General features: G+C 72.8%; 12 protein-coding genes. 6 read left to right on the top strand and 6 right to left on the bottom strand.

Translation table 11 applies throughout. From position 1 onward, the window contains the following. The first annotated feature begins 108 nt into the window (after positions 1-108). On the top strand, positions 109-1,608 hold the full coding sequence (locus tag ACTWOL_RS05810; protein WP_474295000.1) for an SCO1417 family PLP biosynthesis transcription factor: 1,500 nt from the start codon (positions 109-111) through the stop codon (positions 1,606-1,608). Between the two features lie 24 nt (positions 1,609-1,632). Here ACTWOL_RS05810 and ACTWOL_RS05805 read toward each other — a convergent pair whose 3' ends face one another. Both ACTWOL_RS05805 and ACTWOL_RS05800 read right to left on the bottom strand, forming a co-directional pair. Further along, entirely contained in the window at positions 1,633-3,330 is a 1,698-nt protein-coding gene (locus tag ACTWOL_RS05805) for an ATP-binding protein (protein WP_474294998.1), read from the bottom strand. A 46-nt stretch (positions 3,331-3,376) separates the two neighbouring features. Further along, the gene (locus tag ACTWOL_RS05800) at positions 3,377-3,571 is read right to left on the bottom strand and encodes a hypothetical protein (RefSeq protein ID WP_338675385.1); all 195 of its coding nucleotides are present in this window, start codon (positions 3,569-3,571) and stop codon (positions 3,377-3,379) included. Between the two features lie 738 nt (positions 3,572-4,309). On the opposite strand from ACTWOL_RS05800, the gene ACTWOL_RS05795 reads away from it, so the two are divergent. The 5 genes from ACTWOL_RS05795 to ACTWOL_RS05775 all read left to right on the top strand — a co-directional run bounded on the left by ACTWOL_RS05795 (position 4,310) and on the right by ACTWOL_RS05775 (position 13,012). Further along, on the top strand, positions 4,310-5,728 hold the full coding sequence (locus tag ACTWOL_RS05795) for a hypothetical protein (protein ID WP_474294996.1): 1,419 nt from the start codon (positions 4,310-4,312) through the stop codon (positions 5,726-5,728). A 261-nt stretch (positions 5,729-5,989) separates the two neighbouring features. Further along, complete coding sequence (locus ACTWOL_RS05790; protein WP_474294994.1) at positions 5,990-7,105, top strand: glycosyltransferase family 4 protein; 1,116 nt, start codon at positions 5,990-5,992, stop codon at positions 7,103-7,105. Beyond that, the gene (locus ACTWOL_RS05785; RefSeq protein ID WP_474294992.1) at positions 7,102-8,283 is read left to right on the top strand and encodes a glycosyltransferase; all 1,182 of its coding nucleotides are present in this window, start codon (positions 7,102-7,104) and stop codon (positions 8,281-8,283) included. Before ACTWOL_RS05790 ends, ACTWOL_RS05785 begins: the two co-directional genes overlap by 4 nt. Next, entirely contained in the window at positions 8,280-9,398 is a 1,119-nt protein-coding gene (locus ACTWOL_RS05780; protein WP_474294990.1) for an SGNH/GDSL hydrolase family protein, read from the top strand. The genes ACTWOL_RS05785 and ACTWOL_RS05780 overlap by 4 nt, the downstream gene beginning before the upstream one ends. Then, a complete protein-coding gene (locus tag ACTWOL_RS05775; protein WP_474294989.1) occupies positions 9,395-13,012 on the top strand; it encodes a hydantoinase B/oxoprolinase family protein in 3,618 nt (1,205 codons plus the stop codon). Before ACTWOL_RS05780 ends, ACTWOL_RS05775 begins: the two co-directional genes overlap by 4 nt. On the opposite strand, the gene ACTWOL_RS05770 is transcribed toward ACTWOL_RS05775, so the two are convergent. The 4 genes from ACTWOL_RS05770 to ACTWOL_RS05755 all read right to left on the bottom strand — a co-directional run bounded on the left by ACTWOL_RS05770 (position 12,997) and on the right by ACTWOL_RS05755 (position 16,638). Beyond that, positions 12,997-13,896: a 5-oxoprolinase subunit C family protein gene (locus ACTWOL_RS05770; RefSeq protein ID WP_474294987.1), complete on the bottom strand. Its 900-nt coding sequence runs from the start codon at positions 13,894-13,896 to the stop codon at positions 12,997-12,999. The genes ACTWOL_RS05775 and ACTWOL_RS05770 overlap by 16 nt on opposite strands. Continuing rightward, positions 13,893-14,528, bottom strand: coding sequence for a 5-oxoprolinase subunit PxpB (gene pxpB / locus ACTWOL_RS05765; protein WP_474294985.1), 636 nt, complete (start codon positions 14,526-14,528; stop codon positions 13,893-13,895). The genes ACTWOL_RS05770 and pxpB overlap by 4 nt, the downstream gene beginning before the upstream one ends. After that, a complete protein-coding gene (locus ACTWOL_RS05760; protein ID WP_474301091.1) occupies positions 14,525-15,274 on the bottom strand; it encodes a LamB/YcsF family protein in 750 nt (249 codons plus the stop codon). Before ACTWOL_RS05760 ends, pxpB begins: the two co-directional genes overlap by 4 nt. Positions 15,275-15,360: 86 nt before the next feature. Then, complete coding sequence (locus tag ACTWOL_RS05755) at positions 15,361-16,638, bottom strand: MFS transporter (protein ID WP_474294983.1); 1,278 nt, start codon at positions 16,636-16,638, stop codon at positions 15,361-15,363. Positions 16,639-16,770: the final 132 nt, after the last annotated feature.

Raw genomic sequence — 16,770 nt, 5'->3', positions numbered from 1 at the left:
GACACGATGACGTACCCCCCGGTGGTGTGAGTGGACTGACTCGTGACACTCTGTGGCTGGGAAACCGATGCCATCCATGGCCAATTCAAGGAAGGTGGACTGACTTCCATGACCCATTGGACTTCGGCTGTGGGTGCGGCCCAGCTTGCCCGGCAGCTCAGCGCGCAGCAGCCGCGTCCGGCCGGCCCCGGCACGCGCAAGCCCCCCGCCTACCGCGCGCTCGCCGACGGCATCCGGCTCCTCGTGCTCGAGGGCCGGGTGCCCGTAGCGGCACGGCTCCCCGCCGAGCGCGAGCTCGCCGTGTCGCTCGCCGTGAGCCGTACGACGGTGGCGGCCGCCTACGAGGAGCTTCGGGCGGAGGGCTTCCTCGAGTCACGCAGGGGCGCCGGCAGCTGGACCGCCGTCCCCGCGGGCAACCCGCTGCCCGCCCGCGGTCTGGAACCCCTGCCGCCCGAGACGCTCGGATCGATGATCGACCTGGGCTGCGCCGCGCTGCCTGCCCCCGAGCCCTGGCTCACCCGCAGCGTCCAGGGAGCCCTCGAGGAACTGCCGCCGTACGCACACACCCACGGCGACTACCCGGCGGGCCTGCCCGCGCTGCGCCGGACCATCGCGGAGCGGTACACCGCACGCGGGATCCCGACGATGCCCGAGCAGATCATGGTCACCACGGGTGCGATGGGTGCGATGGACGCGATCTGCCATCTGTTCGCGGGGCGCGGGGAGCGCATCGCCGTCGAGTCCCCTTCCTACGCCAACATCCTCCAGCTGATGCGGGAGGCCGGGGCGCGGCTGGTGCCCGTCGCCATGGCCGAGGGGCTGACGGGCTGGGACATGCCCCGATGGCGCCAGGTCCTGCGCGACGCCGCCCCCCGGCTCGCCTATGTCGTCGCAGACTTCCACAACCCCACCGGGGCGCTGGCCGACGAGGACCAGAGGCGGCGGCTCGTGGACGCAGCACGCTCCGCGGGGACCGTGCTGGTCGTGGACGAGACCATGTCCGAGCTGCGACTCGACGAGGACCTGGAGCTGCCGCGGCCGGTGTCCGCCTTCGACGCGGCCGGTTCCACGGTCATCACCGTCGGCTCGGCGAGCAAGGCCTTCTGGGCGGGCATGCGCATCGGTTGGGTCCGGGCGGCGCCCGATGTCATCCGCTCGCTGGTGGCGGCCCGTGCCTACGCCGATCTCGGCACACCCGTTCTGGAGCAGCTGGGTGTCAACTGGCTGATGCAGACCGGCGGATGGGAGGAGGCGGTCGCCATCCGGCGTACCCAGGCCAGGGAGAACCGCGACGCCCTGGTCGCGGCCGTCCGGCGGGAGCTGCCGCACTGGGAGTTCGAGGTCCCGGGGGGCGGGCTCACCCTCTGGGTGCGTGCGGGCGGGCTGTCCGGGTCCCGGCTGGCCGAGGTCGGCGAACGCGTCGGCGTCCGAGTCCCCTCCGGCCCCCGCTTCGGAGTGGACGGTGCCTTCGAGGGCTATGTCCGCCTGCCGTTCACGGTCGGCGGCCCCGTCGCCGACGAGGCGGCGGCCCGGCTGGCCGCGGCGGCGCGCCTGGTCGAGACGGGTGCGTCGACGGGCACTGAGGCGCCGCGGACCTTCGTGGCCTGAGCGCCCCGCCGCCTTCCCCCGCGCTCAGCCTTCGGCGGGTACGGGGGCGGCGGACGGAAGGCGCTGGGGGGCCGGAGCGGCCTCGCGCGGACCGGGCGCGGTTTCCACGGGCTCGGCCGCGGCCTCCGGCGCGGGCGCTTCGGGCACGGCCCCGGCCGCGGCTTCGAGCACCGGTTCGCGGACGGCACCGGGCACCGCATCAGGCACCGGGCCGGGTGATTCACGGTCCGGAAGCAGAGCGAGCACCGCCCGGCGGTGGACCTCGGCCGCGTCGTCGTCGTGGGGGTCGGGTGTCGCCGGCACCTGGAGGCGGAGCACGGATCCCTCGCCCAGCCGGGCATAGCCGCGGCCCGGCGGGACTTCGGGCGTCGGGGTCGTGTGCGGCGGGGCGCCGAGCACGCTCTCGATCTGACCGGGCGCCATGGGGCCGAGCGCGATCCGGGCGCGGGTGTGCCCGAGCACCGCTTCGGACAGGGACTCGAGGCCTTCGGTCTGCTCGGCCACCACCACAGTCACCGACGCCGCGCGTCCGTGCCGCAGCGGCACCTGCAGCAACTGCTGCGGATCCTGGCGTCCGTCCGCGGCGGCGAGATGACCGAAGACGCTGGGCCGGTCCACCAGGATCCACAGCGGCCGGCGGGTGTCGTCCGGGGCCTGGTGTCCTGCCTGGCGGGCCCGGTTGGCGGTGATCAGCCGGCGCTCCGTCTCGTGCGCGGCCCACTCCAGGCTGGAGAGCGCCCCGGCGAGTCCGCATTCGACGGCCAGGACACCTCTGCGCCCGGCGAGGCAGGTGTATTCGCCGGTCCCGCTGCCGTCGACGACCAGCACATCGCCGTGCGGCAGGGCCTGGAGCGCGATCGACCGCAGCAGCGTCGTCGTACCGCTGCCGGGAAGTCCCACGGCCAGCAGATGCGGCTCCGTCGAGCGGGGGCCGGTGCGCCACATCACCGGCGGTGCGTCCTTCCTGCCGTCGACGTCGGCCACCGGCACGGTCCGCGGCACGGCGCCCGGGTCGGTGAAGCCCAGCACCGTCTCACCGGGAGCGGTGACGAACGGCTGGGCGGCGATCGTCGTGGGGAGCGCGGGCAGCACGTTCAGCACCAGATGGTTGTTCTCCTCGTCCCAGACGAAGAGGTACTCGCGGCCGCGCCCCGACTTGGCGTGCATCAGCTGCTCGATCCGGGTGCGGGCCTCGGCCTCGCCGTCGGGGAAGTAGGCCGGGTACCGGACCTTCAGCCGTGTCAGCCGGCCGTGCTCGTCGAACGCGTGGTCGCTGAACACGGTGGCCCACTCACCGCCGTGGGCGAACAGCGGGGCGGGGTCCTCCGGGACCGAGAAGTGCGGGACCAGCGCCTCGTAGAGCGCCCGGAGCCGCGCGACCTCCGCCTCGTCGGGCCCCGTCTTGACCGGCGTACGCTCACGGCCCGCCCACGCGGCCACGCCCATCACCGTGATGAGGCCGAGCAGCGGGCCGTAGGGGAGGAGCACGACCACGAGCAGGCAGGCCGCCGCCAGGAACAGGGTGGGGCCACGCCGCTCCTTGGGCGTGCCGGTCCACTTGCGCCGCCCGGCGACGGCCAGCAGCCGAAGACCGCGGCTGATCGTGATCAGCGGATGGAGAACGTCGGTGGCGTTGTCGGCGGCCGTCCGCGCGAACTCTCGGCTGCGGGCGATCCGGTCGGTGCCGCCGAGCGGAATGCGGGGGAGTGGTCGCCGGGCCACGTGGTACTCCTGCTCCTCGAGCTGTGGGTGCGGTCGTGCGGGGGAGTCAGAACTTGATCCCGCCCAGGAGGCTGGCGAGGCTCGCGCCGCCCGCCGTGATGCTCGGGGCGATGGCCGTGCCTGCGAGATAGAAGCCGAAGAGTGCGGAAACCAGCATGTGGGACGCCTTCAGCCCGTCCTTCTTGAAGAAGAGGAAGACGATGATTCCCAGCAGTACGACGCCTGAGATGGACAGGATCATGAGGTGCTCTCCTGGTTGAGGGGACGGTCACCATGAGTTCTTCCAGCCTCACAGGAAGTATGTATGTGATAAAAGCGGCAAATGGGTGAAAAGTGGCATATTTCACCCGAATGGACCACAGGGGATCGTTGCCGGGGGCTCGTCGATCTTTGCCGTGCGCGGACTCGGCCATGTCGTGCCACGGGCAGTACCCTGGCGATTCACTCGTACGGTGCTGCCGAGGTCCCGGCGGGTGTTCCGGTCGGTGCAGGTCAGCCGCCGGTCGGTGCGCGTTCGTGTTCGGCCGTGCACGGTCGTCGGGCGTCAAGGGGATGGGAAGGCGGTCCGTCCGGTGAGTGAAACCCCGGATTCCGAGGCGATCGATTTCGCCTCCGAGGTCTTCGATCTGGCGGTGGCGACGCGGTGATCCGGGTCCTGCTCGACGGCGGGGCCGATCCGGAGGCAGGAACTCCGTCCGCCGTGGATACTGCGCGGATGTTTGGGCAGAGAGACCTCCTGGAACGGTTCGGCGCCGGGTGAACGGGTGCTGAACACCAGGTGAGAGCGTCACCGTAAATGTGGTCGCGGTGGCGAAACGGCTGGGTCATCATGACGTCGGGCCCGCTCGGGGCCACCGACGAGAGGCAGAGGAAGATGGACTTCATCAAGCGGAAGACGACGGGCAGCCGATCATGTTGCCGCGCGGCCTAGGCGAACACACCCCCGGTTGCGTCGACAGCTTGATGTGAGGCACTTTCCATGTTCGAACCAGTCATAGCGCCGAGCGGTACCTTGCTCGGCCTGCTGCAGAGAGGTCGCGGCGACGGCACGCTGCACGCGCTCGCCGCCCCCCGCGCCGAAGCCCTCGAGGCCCTCAACCACTGTGTGCTGAGCGACCCCCGCCACGACTGGCAGGTGGAGAACCGCTCCCTCTACTACGCGCGCCTCTACCTGGACCTGGGCGGCGGTCTCGAGGCGATCGAGACCCACCTCTTCGAGGCCCGCGACCACTTCGACACGGACGAGTCGAGGACCGGGCTCGCGCTCGCGGTGCTCGGCCATCTCGCCTCCTACGGACGCGACGACGCCCTGTCCCTGCTGCGGCGCTACGCCGCGACCGGACACAACTGGGCCTGGGCGCTCGACGAGCTCGCCCTGCGCGACGACGACAACGGACTGCGCTCGCTCGCAGGCCCGGTGCTGGCACGCTTTCCGGCCACCCCGGAGGGCGATGCCGAACTGGCCGCTGCGGTACGGGACGCCTTCGAGCCGCGCCCGTGGCGGCTGTGGGCCGAGGACCGGCGGGAAGCCGTGGGCCCCCGGGTGCGCGCCGCACAGGAACGCGGCTCCTTCGACCGCTGGCAGCGCCAGCTACAGCCCAGCGGACCCCGCCCCGGCTGGAGCGTCGATGCCGTCTTCGCATGGGCCCAGCAGGGGCTCGAGCGCGGCAGCGAACTGCATGTGCCCGCCTCCCGCTGTCTCGGCGCGGTCGCGGGCCCCGACGACCGCGACATGATCATCGAGGTGGCGCGCAGCGGACCCGACGGCGCCCGCTGCACCGCACTGCACTACCTGGCCGAGTCACGGGACCCCGCCGTGCTCGACCTCATCGAGACCGCGGCGGGCGACCCGTCCCGCACGGTCGCCGACGCGGCCGTCTCCGCGTTCGAGCGGACATGCGGCGAGCCCGCGGTGGAGCGGGCACGCCGCTGGGTCCAGCGCCCCGACGCGCTCGGCGCCTCCGCCGCCGGGGTGCTGGCCTGCAGAGGCGGCGCCGAGGACGCCGGTCTCGTGCTCGGCGCGCTCCGCGAGACCGTGCGCGCCGACGGCCCCGACGCCCTGTTGCTGTGGACCCTCGTCGACGGCACGGGCCGACTGGGCATCGAGGCCGCCGCTCCCGTACTGCGCCACGTCTACCGCGAGACCACCTCCTCGCAGCTGCGCGGCCGGACGGCCCGCGCGCTGGCCTCGACCGATCCCTCGTTCGCCACCGGCTTCGCCGTCGAATGCCTCTGGGACTGCGAGGAGACCACCCGGGAGATCGCCGCCCTGCACGCCGAGACCGGTGACGCCCGCGTGGCCGAGCGACTGCGCAGGCTCGCCGCCGATCCCGCGGAGGAGGCCGAGGTACAGACGGCGGTCCGCAGCCGGATCGCACCGGACACGCCCCCCGTCTGACCGCGGCTACCGCACCACGCGCACACCACGCTGCCGCGGGCTGTCCCGCGGCACGGATCCGCCGCACCGGGCGGCCGGTGGCGGGAACACCGCCGGTGCCCGGCCGGTGCGGGGCGAAAAGGGCAGGGCGGGACATCGCGGGGCAGGTCCGGGCCCGTACGGTCCGGGATCCGGGGGCGTGGCCCAAACGCTCATGGGACGTTCCCCGAGCGGAAAGATCCACGTTGGCCGCACCACCACCGGTGGGACGACAACACCCCTATGCGTGTCGTCATCGTCACCGAATCCTTCCCGCCAGACGTCAATGGTGTGGCGCACTGCGCCCTGCAGACCGCCCGGCACCTCGCCGCCCGCGGTCATGATCCGCTCGTCATCGCCCCGGCCGTCGCCGGGCCCGACATCGAGGCGCCCTGTCCCGTGGTACGGGTGCCGTCTCTGCCGCTGCCCGGCTATCCACAGGTGCGGGTGGCCCTGCCCAGCCGGCGGCTGGCAGCGGCTCTCACCGCGCACCGGGCCGATGTCGTCCATCTCGCCAGCCCGTTCGTGCTCGGGGTCCGGGGCATGGGGGTGGCGGCGAAGCTCGGGCTGCCCGCCGTCGCGGTCTACCAGACCGACCTCGCCGGCTACGCGCGGACGTACATGGGCGCCGGCGAGAGTACGGCGTGGCGGCGCATCCGCACCGTCCACACCGCCGCCGACCGGACCCTCGCTCCGTCCACCGCCGCACTGCGCGACCTCGAGGAGCACGGGGTTCCCCGGGTACGGCTGTGGCCGCGCGGTGTCGACACGGTGCGCTTCCGGCCCGAGCTGCGGGACGAGGCGCTGCGCCGGGAGCTGGCACCGAACGGCGAGACGATCGTCGGGTACGTCGGCCGCCTCGCCCCCGAGAAATGCGTCGAACTGCTCGCCGGAGCCTGCGGACTGCCGGGCGTACGGGTCGTGGTCGTCGGCGACGGCCCGAGCGAGGTGTCGCTGCGCGAAGCGCTCCCGGGCGCGGTGTTCCTGGGCCGCCGCACCGGCGGGGACCTCGCACGCATCTTCGCCTCGTTCGACGTGTTCGCGCACACGGGCCCGTACGAGACCTTCTGCCAGACCGTGCAGGAGGCCATGGCCAGCGGGGTGCCCGTGATCGCGCCCGCCGCCGGCGGACCGCTGGACCTGGTCGACCACGGCCGCACCGGACTGCTGGTGCCGCCCCGCGACACGGACGCGGTGACCCAGGCGGTGGCGGCACTCGTCGCCGACCCCGCGCGCCGGGATGCCTACGGGCGTGCCGGCCGGGCCACCGTCGAGGGCCGCACCTGGGCAGCCGTCGGCGACCAGCTCCTCGGCCACTACGACGCGGTGCTGAGCGAGCGTACGGCGGTGGCGGCATGAGCGGCATCCAGGACCGGCGCGGGGCACACGGCCTGCGCATCGTGCGTCTGGCCAACTTCGTGACCCCCGCGTCGGGCGGACTGCGGACCGCGCTGCGTGAGCTCGGCCGCGGCTATCTGGCGGCCGGACACGAGCCGGTGCTCGTCGTGCCCGGTGACGCGCACAGCGACACGATGACACCGCAGGGGCGGGTCATCACCCTGCCCGGACCCGTACTGCCGGGCACCGGCGGCTACCGCGTCCTCGCGGGCCGCTCCCGGCTCGGCCGGCTGCTGGACGAGCTCGCACCCGACCGGCTGGAGGTCTCCGACCGGACCACCCTGCGGTGGACCGGTGAGTGGGCCCGGCGCCGTCGTATCCCCTCGGTGATGGTGTCCCACGAGACGGCCGACGGCGTGCTGCGCACCTGGGGCGTCCCGAGTGCCTTCGCCGAGCGCACCGCCGACCGGCTCAACCGGCGCAGCGCCTGGTCGTACTCGCGGATCGTGTGTACGACGGAGTGGGCGGAGCGGGAGTTCATCCGCATCGGCGCCGGCAATGTGGTGCGCGCTCCGCTGGGCGTCGAGCTGGACCGCTGCCGCCCCGGGCGGCGCAGCACGGTGCTGCGCGCCCGCTACGCCGAGGGCGCCGAGGTCCTGCTGCTGCTCTGCTCCCGGCTGTCCGTCGAGAAGCGTCCCGGGATGGCGCTCGACGCGCTCGCCGCACTGCGTGAGCGGGGAGTGCGTGCGGCCCTGGTCGTGGCCGGGGACGGCCCGCTGCGCGGCGGACTGGCGCGGCGCGCACAGGAGGCCGGGCTGCCGGTCCGCTTCCTCGGCCATGTCGCGGACCGCGAGACCCTGGCGGATCTGCAGGCGGCGGCGGACATCTGTCTGGCGCCGGGGCCCGCGGAGACCTTCGGTCTGTCCGCGCTGGAGGCCCTGGCCTGCGGCACCCCGGTCGTCGCCAGTGGCTCGTCCGCACTCCCCGAGGTCATCGGCGACGCGGGCATCGCGGCGTCCGACACCCCCGACGCCTTCGCCGGCGCGGTCCGGGAGCTGCTGGCACGCCCGGAGGCCCTGCGCCGTGGGGCGGCCCGCGCCCGGGCTGAACTCTTCGGCTGGGACCGCGCGGTCACCGCCTTCCTCACGGCGCACGACGCCCTGAACCGTATATCCGGTCATCCGGAGGTCCGGGCATGACCGGGGACCAGAGCCCGCCGGGCGCTGCCCCGGGCGTGACCGGTGCGGTGGCCGGGCAGGCCCGGCTCCCCGGATGCGGTGCCTCCCGTGGCGCGGAGCCCACGGGTCGTCAGCTGGTGCGGCCGACGGGACAGACCGCGACCCTCGTCGGCGCCCGCACCGCAACCAGGACTCCCGGGGCCCGGGCCACCGGAGCGGACGGCACGGCCCGCGTACCGGCCCCCGCCCCGGTACGGCCTCCCGCCCCCGCACCTGCGCACCCCCCGCGTTTCGCCGCACTCGGCGACTCGCTCACCGAAGGCGTCGGCGACCGGGTCGACGGAACCTGGCGCGGCTGGGCCGCACTGCTCGCCCAGGGGCTGGGTGAGCCCGGCAGACCCGCCGCGTTCCACAATTTCGCCGTGAGCGGGGCGCTGACCCGCGATGTGCACGAGCGGCAGACCCCCGAGGTCCTCGCCTACGCGCCCGACGTCGCCTCCGTGGTCGTCGGGGTCAATGACACCCTGCGCCACACCTTCGACATCCACGACATCGCGGTGCGCCTCGACAAGATCTGCGCCGCGCTCAGCGGAAACGGGACCCGGGTCCTGACGGCCTGCCTCCCCGACCCCGGCACGATGCTCGCCCTGCCCGCACCGCTCGCCCGTCCGCTCGCCCGCCGGCAGCGGGCCGTGAACGCCGTCGTCCACGCACTCTCCGAACGCTACGGGGCCGTCCATCTGCACATCGCCGATGCCGCCTGGGTCGAGGACCGCACCATGTGGAGCGCGGACCGGCTGCACCCCGGCGAACGCGGCCACCGGATGATCGCCCGCCGCTTCCACGAACTGCTGGCCGCCGAGGGCCTCGCCACCGGAACCCCGCCCGGAGCCGCCCCCGAGCAGCCCGCGCCCAGCCGCGCCGCCAAGGCACTGTGGCTGGCGACCGCCGGCACCGCATGGGTGACGCGCCGGTGCACCGATCTGCTGCCCCAGCTCCTCGCACTCGCCGGTGCGGAGGTGCGCCACTGGGCCCGTGGCACCAGCGCCCGCCTGGACCACGTAGCCGAAAGCGCCCTGTCCTCCGCCCTCGCCTCCCTGTCCCCGGACCCGCCTCTTGCCAGAATGGGGGAATGAACGGGCGCTGGGAATTCTGGATCGACCGTGGCGGGACGTTCACCGATATCGTCGGAAAACGCCCCGACGGACATCTCGTCACCCGCAAACTGCTCTCCCACAACCCCGAGCACTACCGCGACGCGGCCGTCGCGGGCATCCGGCTGCTCCTCGGGCTCGCCCCCGACGCCCCCGTACCGGCCGACCGCATCGACGTCGTCAAGATGGGCACCACCGTCGCCACCAACGCCCTGCTGGAGCGCCGCGGTGAACCGACCGTCCTCGTCATCACCGAGGGCTTCCGCGACGCGCTGCGCATCGCGTACCAGAACCGCCCGCGGCTCTTCGACCGCCGGATCCTGCTCCCCGAAGCGGTGTACGACCGTGTCATCGAGGTCCCCGAAAGGGTCGACGCGAACGGCAGCGTGGTCCGGCCCCTCCAGCTGGACCCGGTCGTCCGGCAGCTCGAGGCCGCCCGCCGTGACGGCTTCACCAGCGCCGCCGTCGTCCTCATGCACGGCTACCGCCACACCGCCCACGAGTGCGCCGTCGCCGACGCCGCCCGTGACGCCGGCTTCACCCAGGTCAGCTGCTCCCATGAGGTCAGCCCGCTGATCAAGCTGGTCCCACGGGGCGACACCACCGTCGTGGACGCCTATCTCTCCCCGATCCTGCGGCGGTACGTGGACGAGGTCGCCGCCGAACTCCGATCCGTCCGCCTGATGTTCATGCAGTCCAACGGCGGACTGCGCGAGGCCGCCCACTTCCGCGGCAAGGACGCGGTGCTCTCCGGTCCGGCCGGTGGTGTCGTCGGTATGGCCCGCACTTCCGAACAGGCCGGGTTCGGCCGTGTCATCGGCTTCGACATGGGCGGCACCTCCACCGATGTGTCGCACTACGCGGGCGAGTTCGAGCGCGAGCTCGGGACCCAGGTCGCCGGTGTGCGGATGCGCTCCCCGATGATGAACATCCACACCGTCGCGGCCGGCGGCGGCTCCGTCCTCCACTTCGACGGCCAGCGCTTCCGTGTGGGGCCGGACTCCGCGGGCGCGGACCCGGGCCCCGCCTGCTACCGGCGCGGCGGCCCGCTCACCGTCACCGACGCGAACGTGATGCTCGGCCGCATCCAGCCCGCCCACTTCCCCGCCGTCTTCGGGCCCGAAGGCGACCAGCAGCTGGACGAGCGGGTCGTACGGGAGCGCTTCACGGCCCTGGCCGGGGAAGTCCGCGAAGCGACCGGCACGGACCGCAGCCCCGAGGAAGTCGCCGCGGGCTTCCTGGAGATCGCCGTCCTCAACATGGCGAACGCCGTCAAGAAGATCTCCGTGCAGCGCGGTCACGACGTCACTCGCTATGCCCTGACCTGCTTCGGTGGCGCCGGCGGCCAGCACGCCTGCGCCGTGGCCGACGCCCTCGGCGTCGACACCGTGATCGTGCCGCCGCTCGCCGGGGTGCTCTCCGCGTACGGCATCGGTCTCGCCGACGCGACGGCCATGCGCGAGCAGTCCGTCGAGGACCCACTGGACGAGCACACCATCGGCAGGGTCGAGGAGCTGTGCGGAGAACTCGCCGACCGCACCAGGGCGGAACTGCGCGACGACGCCGTCCCCGACGACGCGATCACCACCCGCGCACGCGTGCTGGTCCGCTACGCGGGCACGGACGCGGCCCTGCCCGTGCCGCTCGGCCCGGTCGCCGGGATGCGGGAGGCGTTCGAGTCGGCGCACCGGACGCGCTACGCCTTCACCATGGACAAGCCGCTCGTGGTGGAGGCGGTCTCGGTCGAGGCGGTGGGGACGGCGGGGACCCATGGCTCCGTGGTCGTCGACGAGGCGACCGAAGGCGGCGCGGGGCCCCGGGTGCGGGCCACCGTGGGCATGGTCCTGGACGGGCGCCGGGCGGACACCCCCCTGTACCGGCGGGAGGACCTGTCCCCGGGCGACACCGTCGAAGGGCCGGCGATCATCGCCGAGGCCGACGCCACCACGGTCCTCGACCCCGGCTGGCAGGCCGCGGTGGGCGAGCACGGGCATCTGCTGCTCACCCGTGTGCGGCCGCGGCCGGAACGCACGGCCGTCGGGACGGACGTCGACCCGGTGCTGCTGGAGGTCTTCAACAACCTCTTCATGGCCATCGCCGAACAGATGGGCGTGCGGCTGGAGAACACCGCCCATTCCGTCAACATCAAGGAACGGCTGGACTTTTCCTGCGCGCTGTTCGACGCCGAAGGCAATCTCATCGCCAACGCGCCCCATATCCCCGTACATCTCGGCTCGATGGGCGAGTCCATCAAGGAAGTGCTCCGCCGCAACCAGGGCACCGTGCGCCCCGGCGATGTGTACGCCATCAACGACCCGTACCACGGCGGGACCCACCTTCCCGATGTGACGGTCGTGACGCCCGTGTTCCCGGACGGCCCGCGAGGCGAAGGGGACACACCCGAGCTGCTCTTCCTGGTGGCGTCCCGCGGCCACCACGCCGAGATCGGCGGTATCACCCCCGGCTCCATGCCCGCCTTCAGCCACACGATCGACGAAGAGGGCGTCCTCTTCGACAACTGGCTGCTCGTACGCGGCGGAGAGCTCCGCGAGACCGAGACGAGGGAGCTCCTCACCGAAGCCGCCCACCCCTCCCGTGACCCGGAAGCCAATCTCGCCGATCTGCGGGCCCAGATCGCGGCGAACGAGAAGGGCATCGTCGAACTCTCCCGTATGGTCGAGGAATTCGGCCTCGACGTGGTCCAGGCGTATATGCGGCACGTGCGTGACAACGCCGAGGAGTCGGTGCGCCGGATCGTCGCCGGCCTGAGCAACGGCTCGTACCGCTACGAGACCGACGGCGGCCCGGTCATCGAGGTCGCGCTGACCGTGGACCGCGAGGCCCGCAGTGCGGTCATCGACTTCGACGGAACGTCGCCCCAGCAGCCAGGGAACTTCAACGCCCCCAAGTCCGTGGTGATGGCCGCCGTGCTGTACGTCTTCCGTACGCTCGTCGCCGACGACATCCCGCTCAACAGCGGCTGCCTCGAGCCGCTCGAGGTACGGGTGCCGGACGGCTCGATGCTCGCCCCCGCCCATCCCGCAGCGACGGTGGCCGGGAACGTCGAGACCTCCCAGGCCGTCACCGGCGCCCTCTACGCCGCCCTGGGCATCCAGGCCGAGGGTTCCGGCACCATGAACAACGTCACCTTCGGCAACGACCGTGTGCAGTACTACGAGACCGTGGCGAGCGGCTCCGGCGCGGGCGACGGCTTCGACGGCGCCGACGCCGTGCAGACCCATATGACCAACTCGCGTCTCACCGACCCGGAGGTCCTGGAGCTGCGCTACCCGGTGCGGGTCGACTCCTTCACCATCCGCGAGAAAAGCGGGGGCGCGGGGCGCTGGCACGGCGGCTGCGGAGTGGTGCGCCGGATCCGCTTCCTCGAGCCCATGACGATCGCGCTCCTCACCGGCCACCGGCGGGTCGCGCCGTACGGCATGGCGGGCGGCGAGCCGGGGGCACTGGGCGCGAACTGCGTGGAGTGGGCGGACGGGAGCGTCGAGGACCTGCGGGGAGTGGACTCGCTGGCGGTCGGGGCGGATGACGTCCTGGTGGTGCGCACACCGGGCGGAGGCGGCTACGGCGCGCCGTGACCCGGGAGCCGGGACGCGCCGGGCGGCCCCGCCACGAAACGCACCGGGATGCCGGGCAGTGCCTGCGCCGCCGCCCTGAGGTCCCGCTCGCGGACCACCGCCACCACCGGATAGCCGCCGGTCGTCGGATGGTCGGCGAGGAACACGACGGGCCTTCCGTCCGGCGGCACCTGGACCGCGCCGAGCACCATGCCCTCGCTGGGCAGTTCGCCCGCGAGAGCGCGCTCCAGCGGTGGACCCTCGGTGCGCAGACCGATCCGGTTGCTCGAGGCCGAGACCCGGTAGACGGAGCCCGTCAGCGTCCGCAGCGCCGACCCGGTGAACCAGTCGTCACGGGGCCCGAACCGCACCCGCAGCACCAGCTCCGACGGCGGGGCGGGCCACGGTGCGCCGTCGAACCGTGCCGGGATACCCACCGGAGCGCCGAGTGGCAGCACCGTGCCGTCGCCCAGCGGTGCGGGGCCGAGCCCCGACAGCAGGTCGGCCGAGCGGCTGCCCAGCACCGGTTCGGCACCGATGCCTCCGGCGAACGCCACGTACGCGCGCACGCCGCGCACCGCCGCTCCCACCTCCAGCAGGGCGCCGGGCCCGACGTGTACCGGGGCACCCCAGGCCACGGGCCGTCCGCCGACGCGGACCGGACAGGGAGCCCCGCCCACGGCCACGGTCACCGCACACCGGGGGCGCACCGCGCACCCGGTGAGCGTGGTCTCCAGGGCCGCGGCCCCTTCCGGGTTGCCCACCAGCCGGTTGACCAGCCGCAGTGCGTTCGGGTCGAGCGCTCCCGAGCGCGGCACCCCGAGGTGCGCGTACCCCGGTCGCCCCAGGTCCTGCACGGTGGTCAGCGCACCGGCCCGGACGACGGCGAGGGCCCTGTCGGTCACCGTCCCCCTCCGGCCGGCCCGGTCACGGGCACGAAGTGCACGCGCACCCCCGGGGACAGCAGGGCGGCGGGCTCGCGCGCCGGATCCCACAGGGTGAGGTCGGTCGTCCCCACGATCTGCCAGCCGCCCGGCGACGAGCGGGGGTAGACGCCCGTGTACGGGCCGGCCAGTGCGACCGATCCCGCGGGCACCGATGTCCGGGGTGTGCCCCGGCGCGGCACCGCGAACCGCTCGGAAAGCCCGGTCAGATAGCCGAATCCGGGGGCGAACCCGCAGAAGGCCACATGGAATTCGGCCTCCGCGTGGATGCCCGCGACCTCGTGCACACCGACCCCCCACAGCGCCGCGACCTCGGCGAGGTCCGGCCCGTCGTAGCGTACGGGGATCTCCACCACGGGGCCGGAGTCCACCCTGAGCGGCGGTGCGGTCCAGTGGGGAAGTTCGGCGGCCAGCCGCCGCGGATCGTCGACCCCGTCGAGCAGCACGGTCCGTGCCGCGGGCACGATCTCCCGCACCTCGGGCAGCGTGCCCGCGGACCGGCGCCGCAGCAGCTCGGCGTGGAACGACTCGGTCTCGGCCGCGCTGTCCAGCTCCACCAGGAGCGCACGGTCGCCGACGGGCAGCAGTCTCATACGAAGGCCTCCACGCGGACCCCCGAGGCCACCAGCTCCGAGCGGACCCTGCGGGCCAGGTCCACGGCTCCGGGAGTGTCGCCGTGCAGACACAGGGAGCGGGCGCGCACGGGCACGGGCTTGCCGCACAGGGAGGTGACCGTCCCGAACCTGGCCATGGAGACCGACCGCTCCACGACGGTGTCCGGATCGCTGAGGACGGCGCCCTCCTGCCCCCGTGGCACGAGGGTGGCGTCCGCCGTGTACGCCCGGTCCGCGAACGCCTCGGTGACGGCGGGCAGTCCGGCCTTCTCGGCCATGGTGTGCAGCCGCGAGCCGGGCAGCCCCAGCACCGGCAGCCGTTCGCCGGTGAGGACGATGCCCTCGACGACGGCCTCCGCCTGGATCTCGTCGTGGACGACGCGGTTGTAGAGCGCCCCGTGCGGCTTGACGTACGAGACGCGGGCGCCGGCAGCTCGCGCGAACACCTCCAACGCACCGATCTGGTAGGCGACTTCGGCGGCGAGTTCGTCGGCGGGGACGTCCATCGAGCGGCGGCCGAAACCCGCCAGATCGCGGTAGGAGACCTGGGCGCCGATCCGTACCCCGCGCTCGACCGCCAGGGCGCAGACCCGCCGCATGGTGGCCGCGTCCCCCGCGTGGAAGCCACAGGCCACATTGGCGCTGGTCACGACGGAGAGCAGCTGCTCGTCGTCGGTGAGCCGCCAGCGGCCGAAACCTTCACCCAGGTCGGCGTTGAGATCGATCGAGGCCCAGGTCACGGGCGTTGTCCTTTCGTGCGGGTCGTACCGGTCATGCGGCTCGTGCGGGTCGCACGGCCTTCACGCGGATGTCATACGAGCTCGCGGCCACGTGTTTCCGGGAGACCCAGCAGAGCGAGGACGGCCAGTCCGTATCCGATCGCGCCGAACACCAGTGCACCGCCGACCCCCCAGCTGTCGGCGAGGAATCCGACGAGGGCCGGGAAGAACGCGCCCACCGCACGTCCGGTGTTGTACGTGAAGCCCTGTCCGGTGCCGCGCACCGCCGTCGGATAGAGCTCGGCGAGGAAGGAGCCGAAGCCGCTGAATATCGCCGACATGCAGAAACCGAGCGGGAATCCGAGGACCAGCAGCAGCCCGTTCGCCCCGGACGGGATGTTCGTGTACGCGAGGATGCACGCCGCGGACAGCACGGCGAACAGGACGATGTTCCGCTTGCGTCCGAGCACGTCGGTGAGAATCCCGCCGGTCAGATAGCCGATGAAGGCACCCGAGATCAGAAAGGTCAGATAGGCGCCGGTGCCCACCACCGTCAGACCGCGTTCGGTCTTCAGATACGTGGGGACCCAGGTGGCCAGCGTGTAATAGCCGCCCTGGACACCGGTGGACAGCAGCACCGCGAAGAGGGTGGTGCGCAGCATGCCGCCGCGGAAGATGGCGGAGAACGAGCCGCGGTCGCCGCTCGCCCGGCGGCGTTCGGCCGCCTCGGGCGCGTCGCTCACGTTCCGGCGTACGTAGACGACCAGCAGGGCGGGAAGCGCGCCGGTCCAGAACATCACCCGCCATGCGGTGTCGGCGTCGAGGAACTGGAACACCACCGTGTAGACGACGACGGCGAGTGCCCATCCGACGGCCCAGGAGCTCTGGATCGCCCCCAGGGTGCGGCCCCGGTGCCTGGCGGAGGCGTACTCCGCGACCAGGATGGCGCCGACGGCCCATTCCCCTCCGAAGCCGAGTCCCTGGAGGGCGCGGAAGACCAGCAGGGTTTCGTAGTTGGGCGCGAAACCGCACAGAACGGTGAAGACGGCGTAGGTGATCACCGTGATCATCAGTGCCCGGACCCGGCCGATGCGGTCGGCGAGGATCCCGGCCAGTGCGCCGCCGACGGCCGAGACGACCAGGGTGACGGTGGTCAGGAGACCGGTCTCGCCGCTGTCGAGACCGAAGTACGCGGCGATCGCCACCATGCTGAGCGGCAGCGTGAAGAAGTCGTAGGAATCCAGGGCGAATCCGCCGAAGGCTCCGGCGAAGGCGCGCCGCCCGCGCGGACCGAGGGCACGCAGCCAGGCGAACGGGCCTTCGTCGTGGGCGAGTTCGCCGTGAGTCTCTTGTGACTGGGTCGTACTCATCTGCACCTCGCAGAGGGGGAGGGGTGCTGCCGAGACGTGCGGGGATGAAGAGGAAAGGCGCGAAAAGGGTGAACTGCCACACAAGTGATGTTTCCGGTCATCTGAGGTGTTGTGTGGCGGGGGAGTTGCCCG

The sequence above is a fragment of the Micromonospora sp. IBHARD003 genome, from assembly GCF_056106285.1.
This window is presented reverse-complemented; position numbering and strand designations above follow the sequence as displayed.

Bases quoted from the DNA above. Each gene is read 5' to 3' on its own strand.
- ACTWOL_RS05810 (WP_474295000.1), top strand. From the start codon at position 109: ATGACCCATTGGACTTCGGCTGTGGGTGCGGCCCAGCTTGCCCGGCAG.
- ACTWOL_RS05800 (WP_338675385.1), bottom strand. From the start codon at position 3,571: ATGATCCTGTCCATCTCAGGCGTCGTACTGCTGGGAATCATCGTCTTC.
- ACTWOL_RS05795 (WP_474294996.1), top strand. From the start codon at position 4,310: ATGTTCGAACCAGTCATAGCGCCGAGCGGTACCTTGCTCGGCCTGCTG.
- ACTWOL_RS05790 (WP_474294994.1), top strand. From the start codon at position 5,990: ATGCGTGTCGTCATCGTCACCGAATCCTTCCCGCCAGACGTCAATGGT.
- ACTWOL_RS05785 (WP_474294992.1), top strand. From the start codon at position 7,102: ATGAGCGGCATCCAGGACCGGCGCGGGGCACACGGCCTGCGCATCGTG.
- ACTWOL_RS05780 (WP_474294990.1), top strand. From the start codon at position 8,280: ATGACCGGGGACCAGAGCCCGCCGGGCGCTGCCCCGGGCGTGACCGGT.
- ACTWOL_RS05775 (WP_474294989.1), top strand. From the start codon at position 9,395: ATGAACGGGCGCTGGGAATTCTGGATCGACCGTGGCGGGACGTTCACC.
- pxpB (WP_474294985.1), bottom strand. From the start codon at position 14,528: ATGAGACTGCTGCCCGTCGGCGACCGTGCGCTCCTGGTGGAGCTGGAC.
- ACTWOL_RS05755 (WP_474294983.1), bottom strand. From the start codon at position 16,638: ATGAGTACGACCCAGTCACAAGAGACTCACGGCGAACTCGCCCACGAC.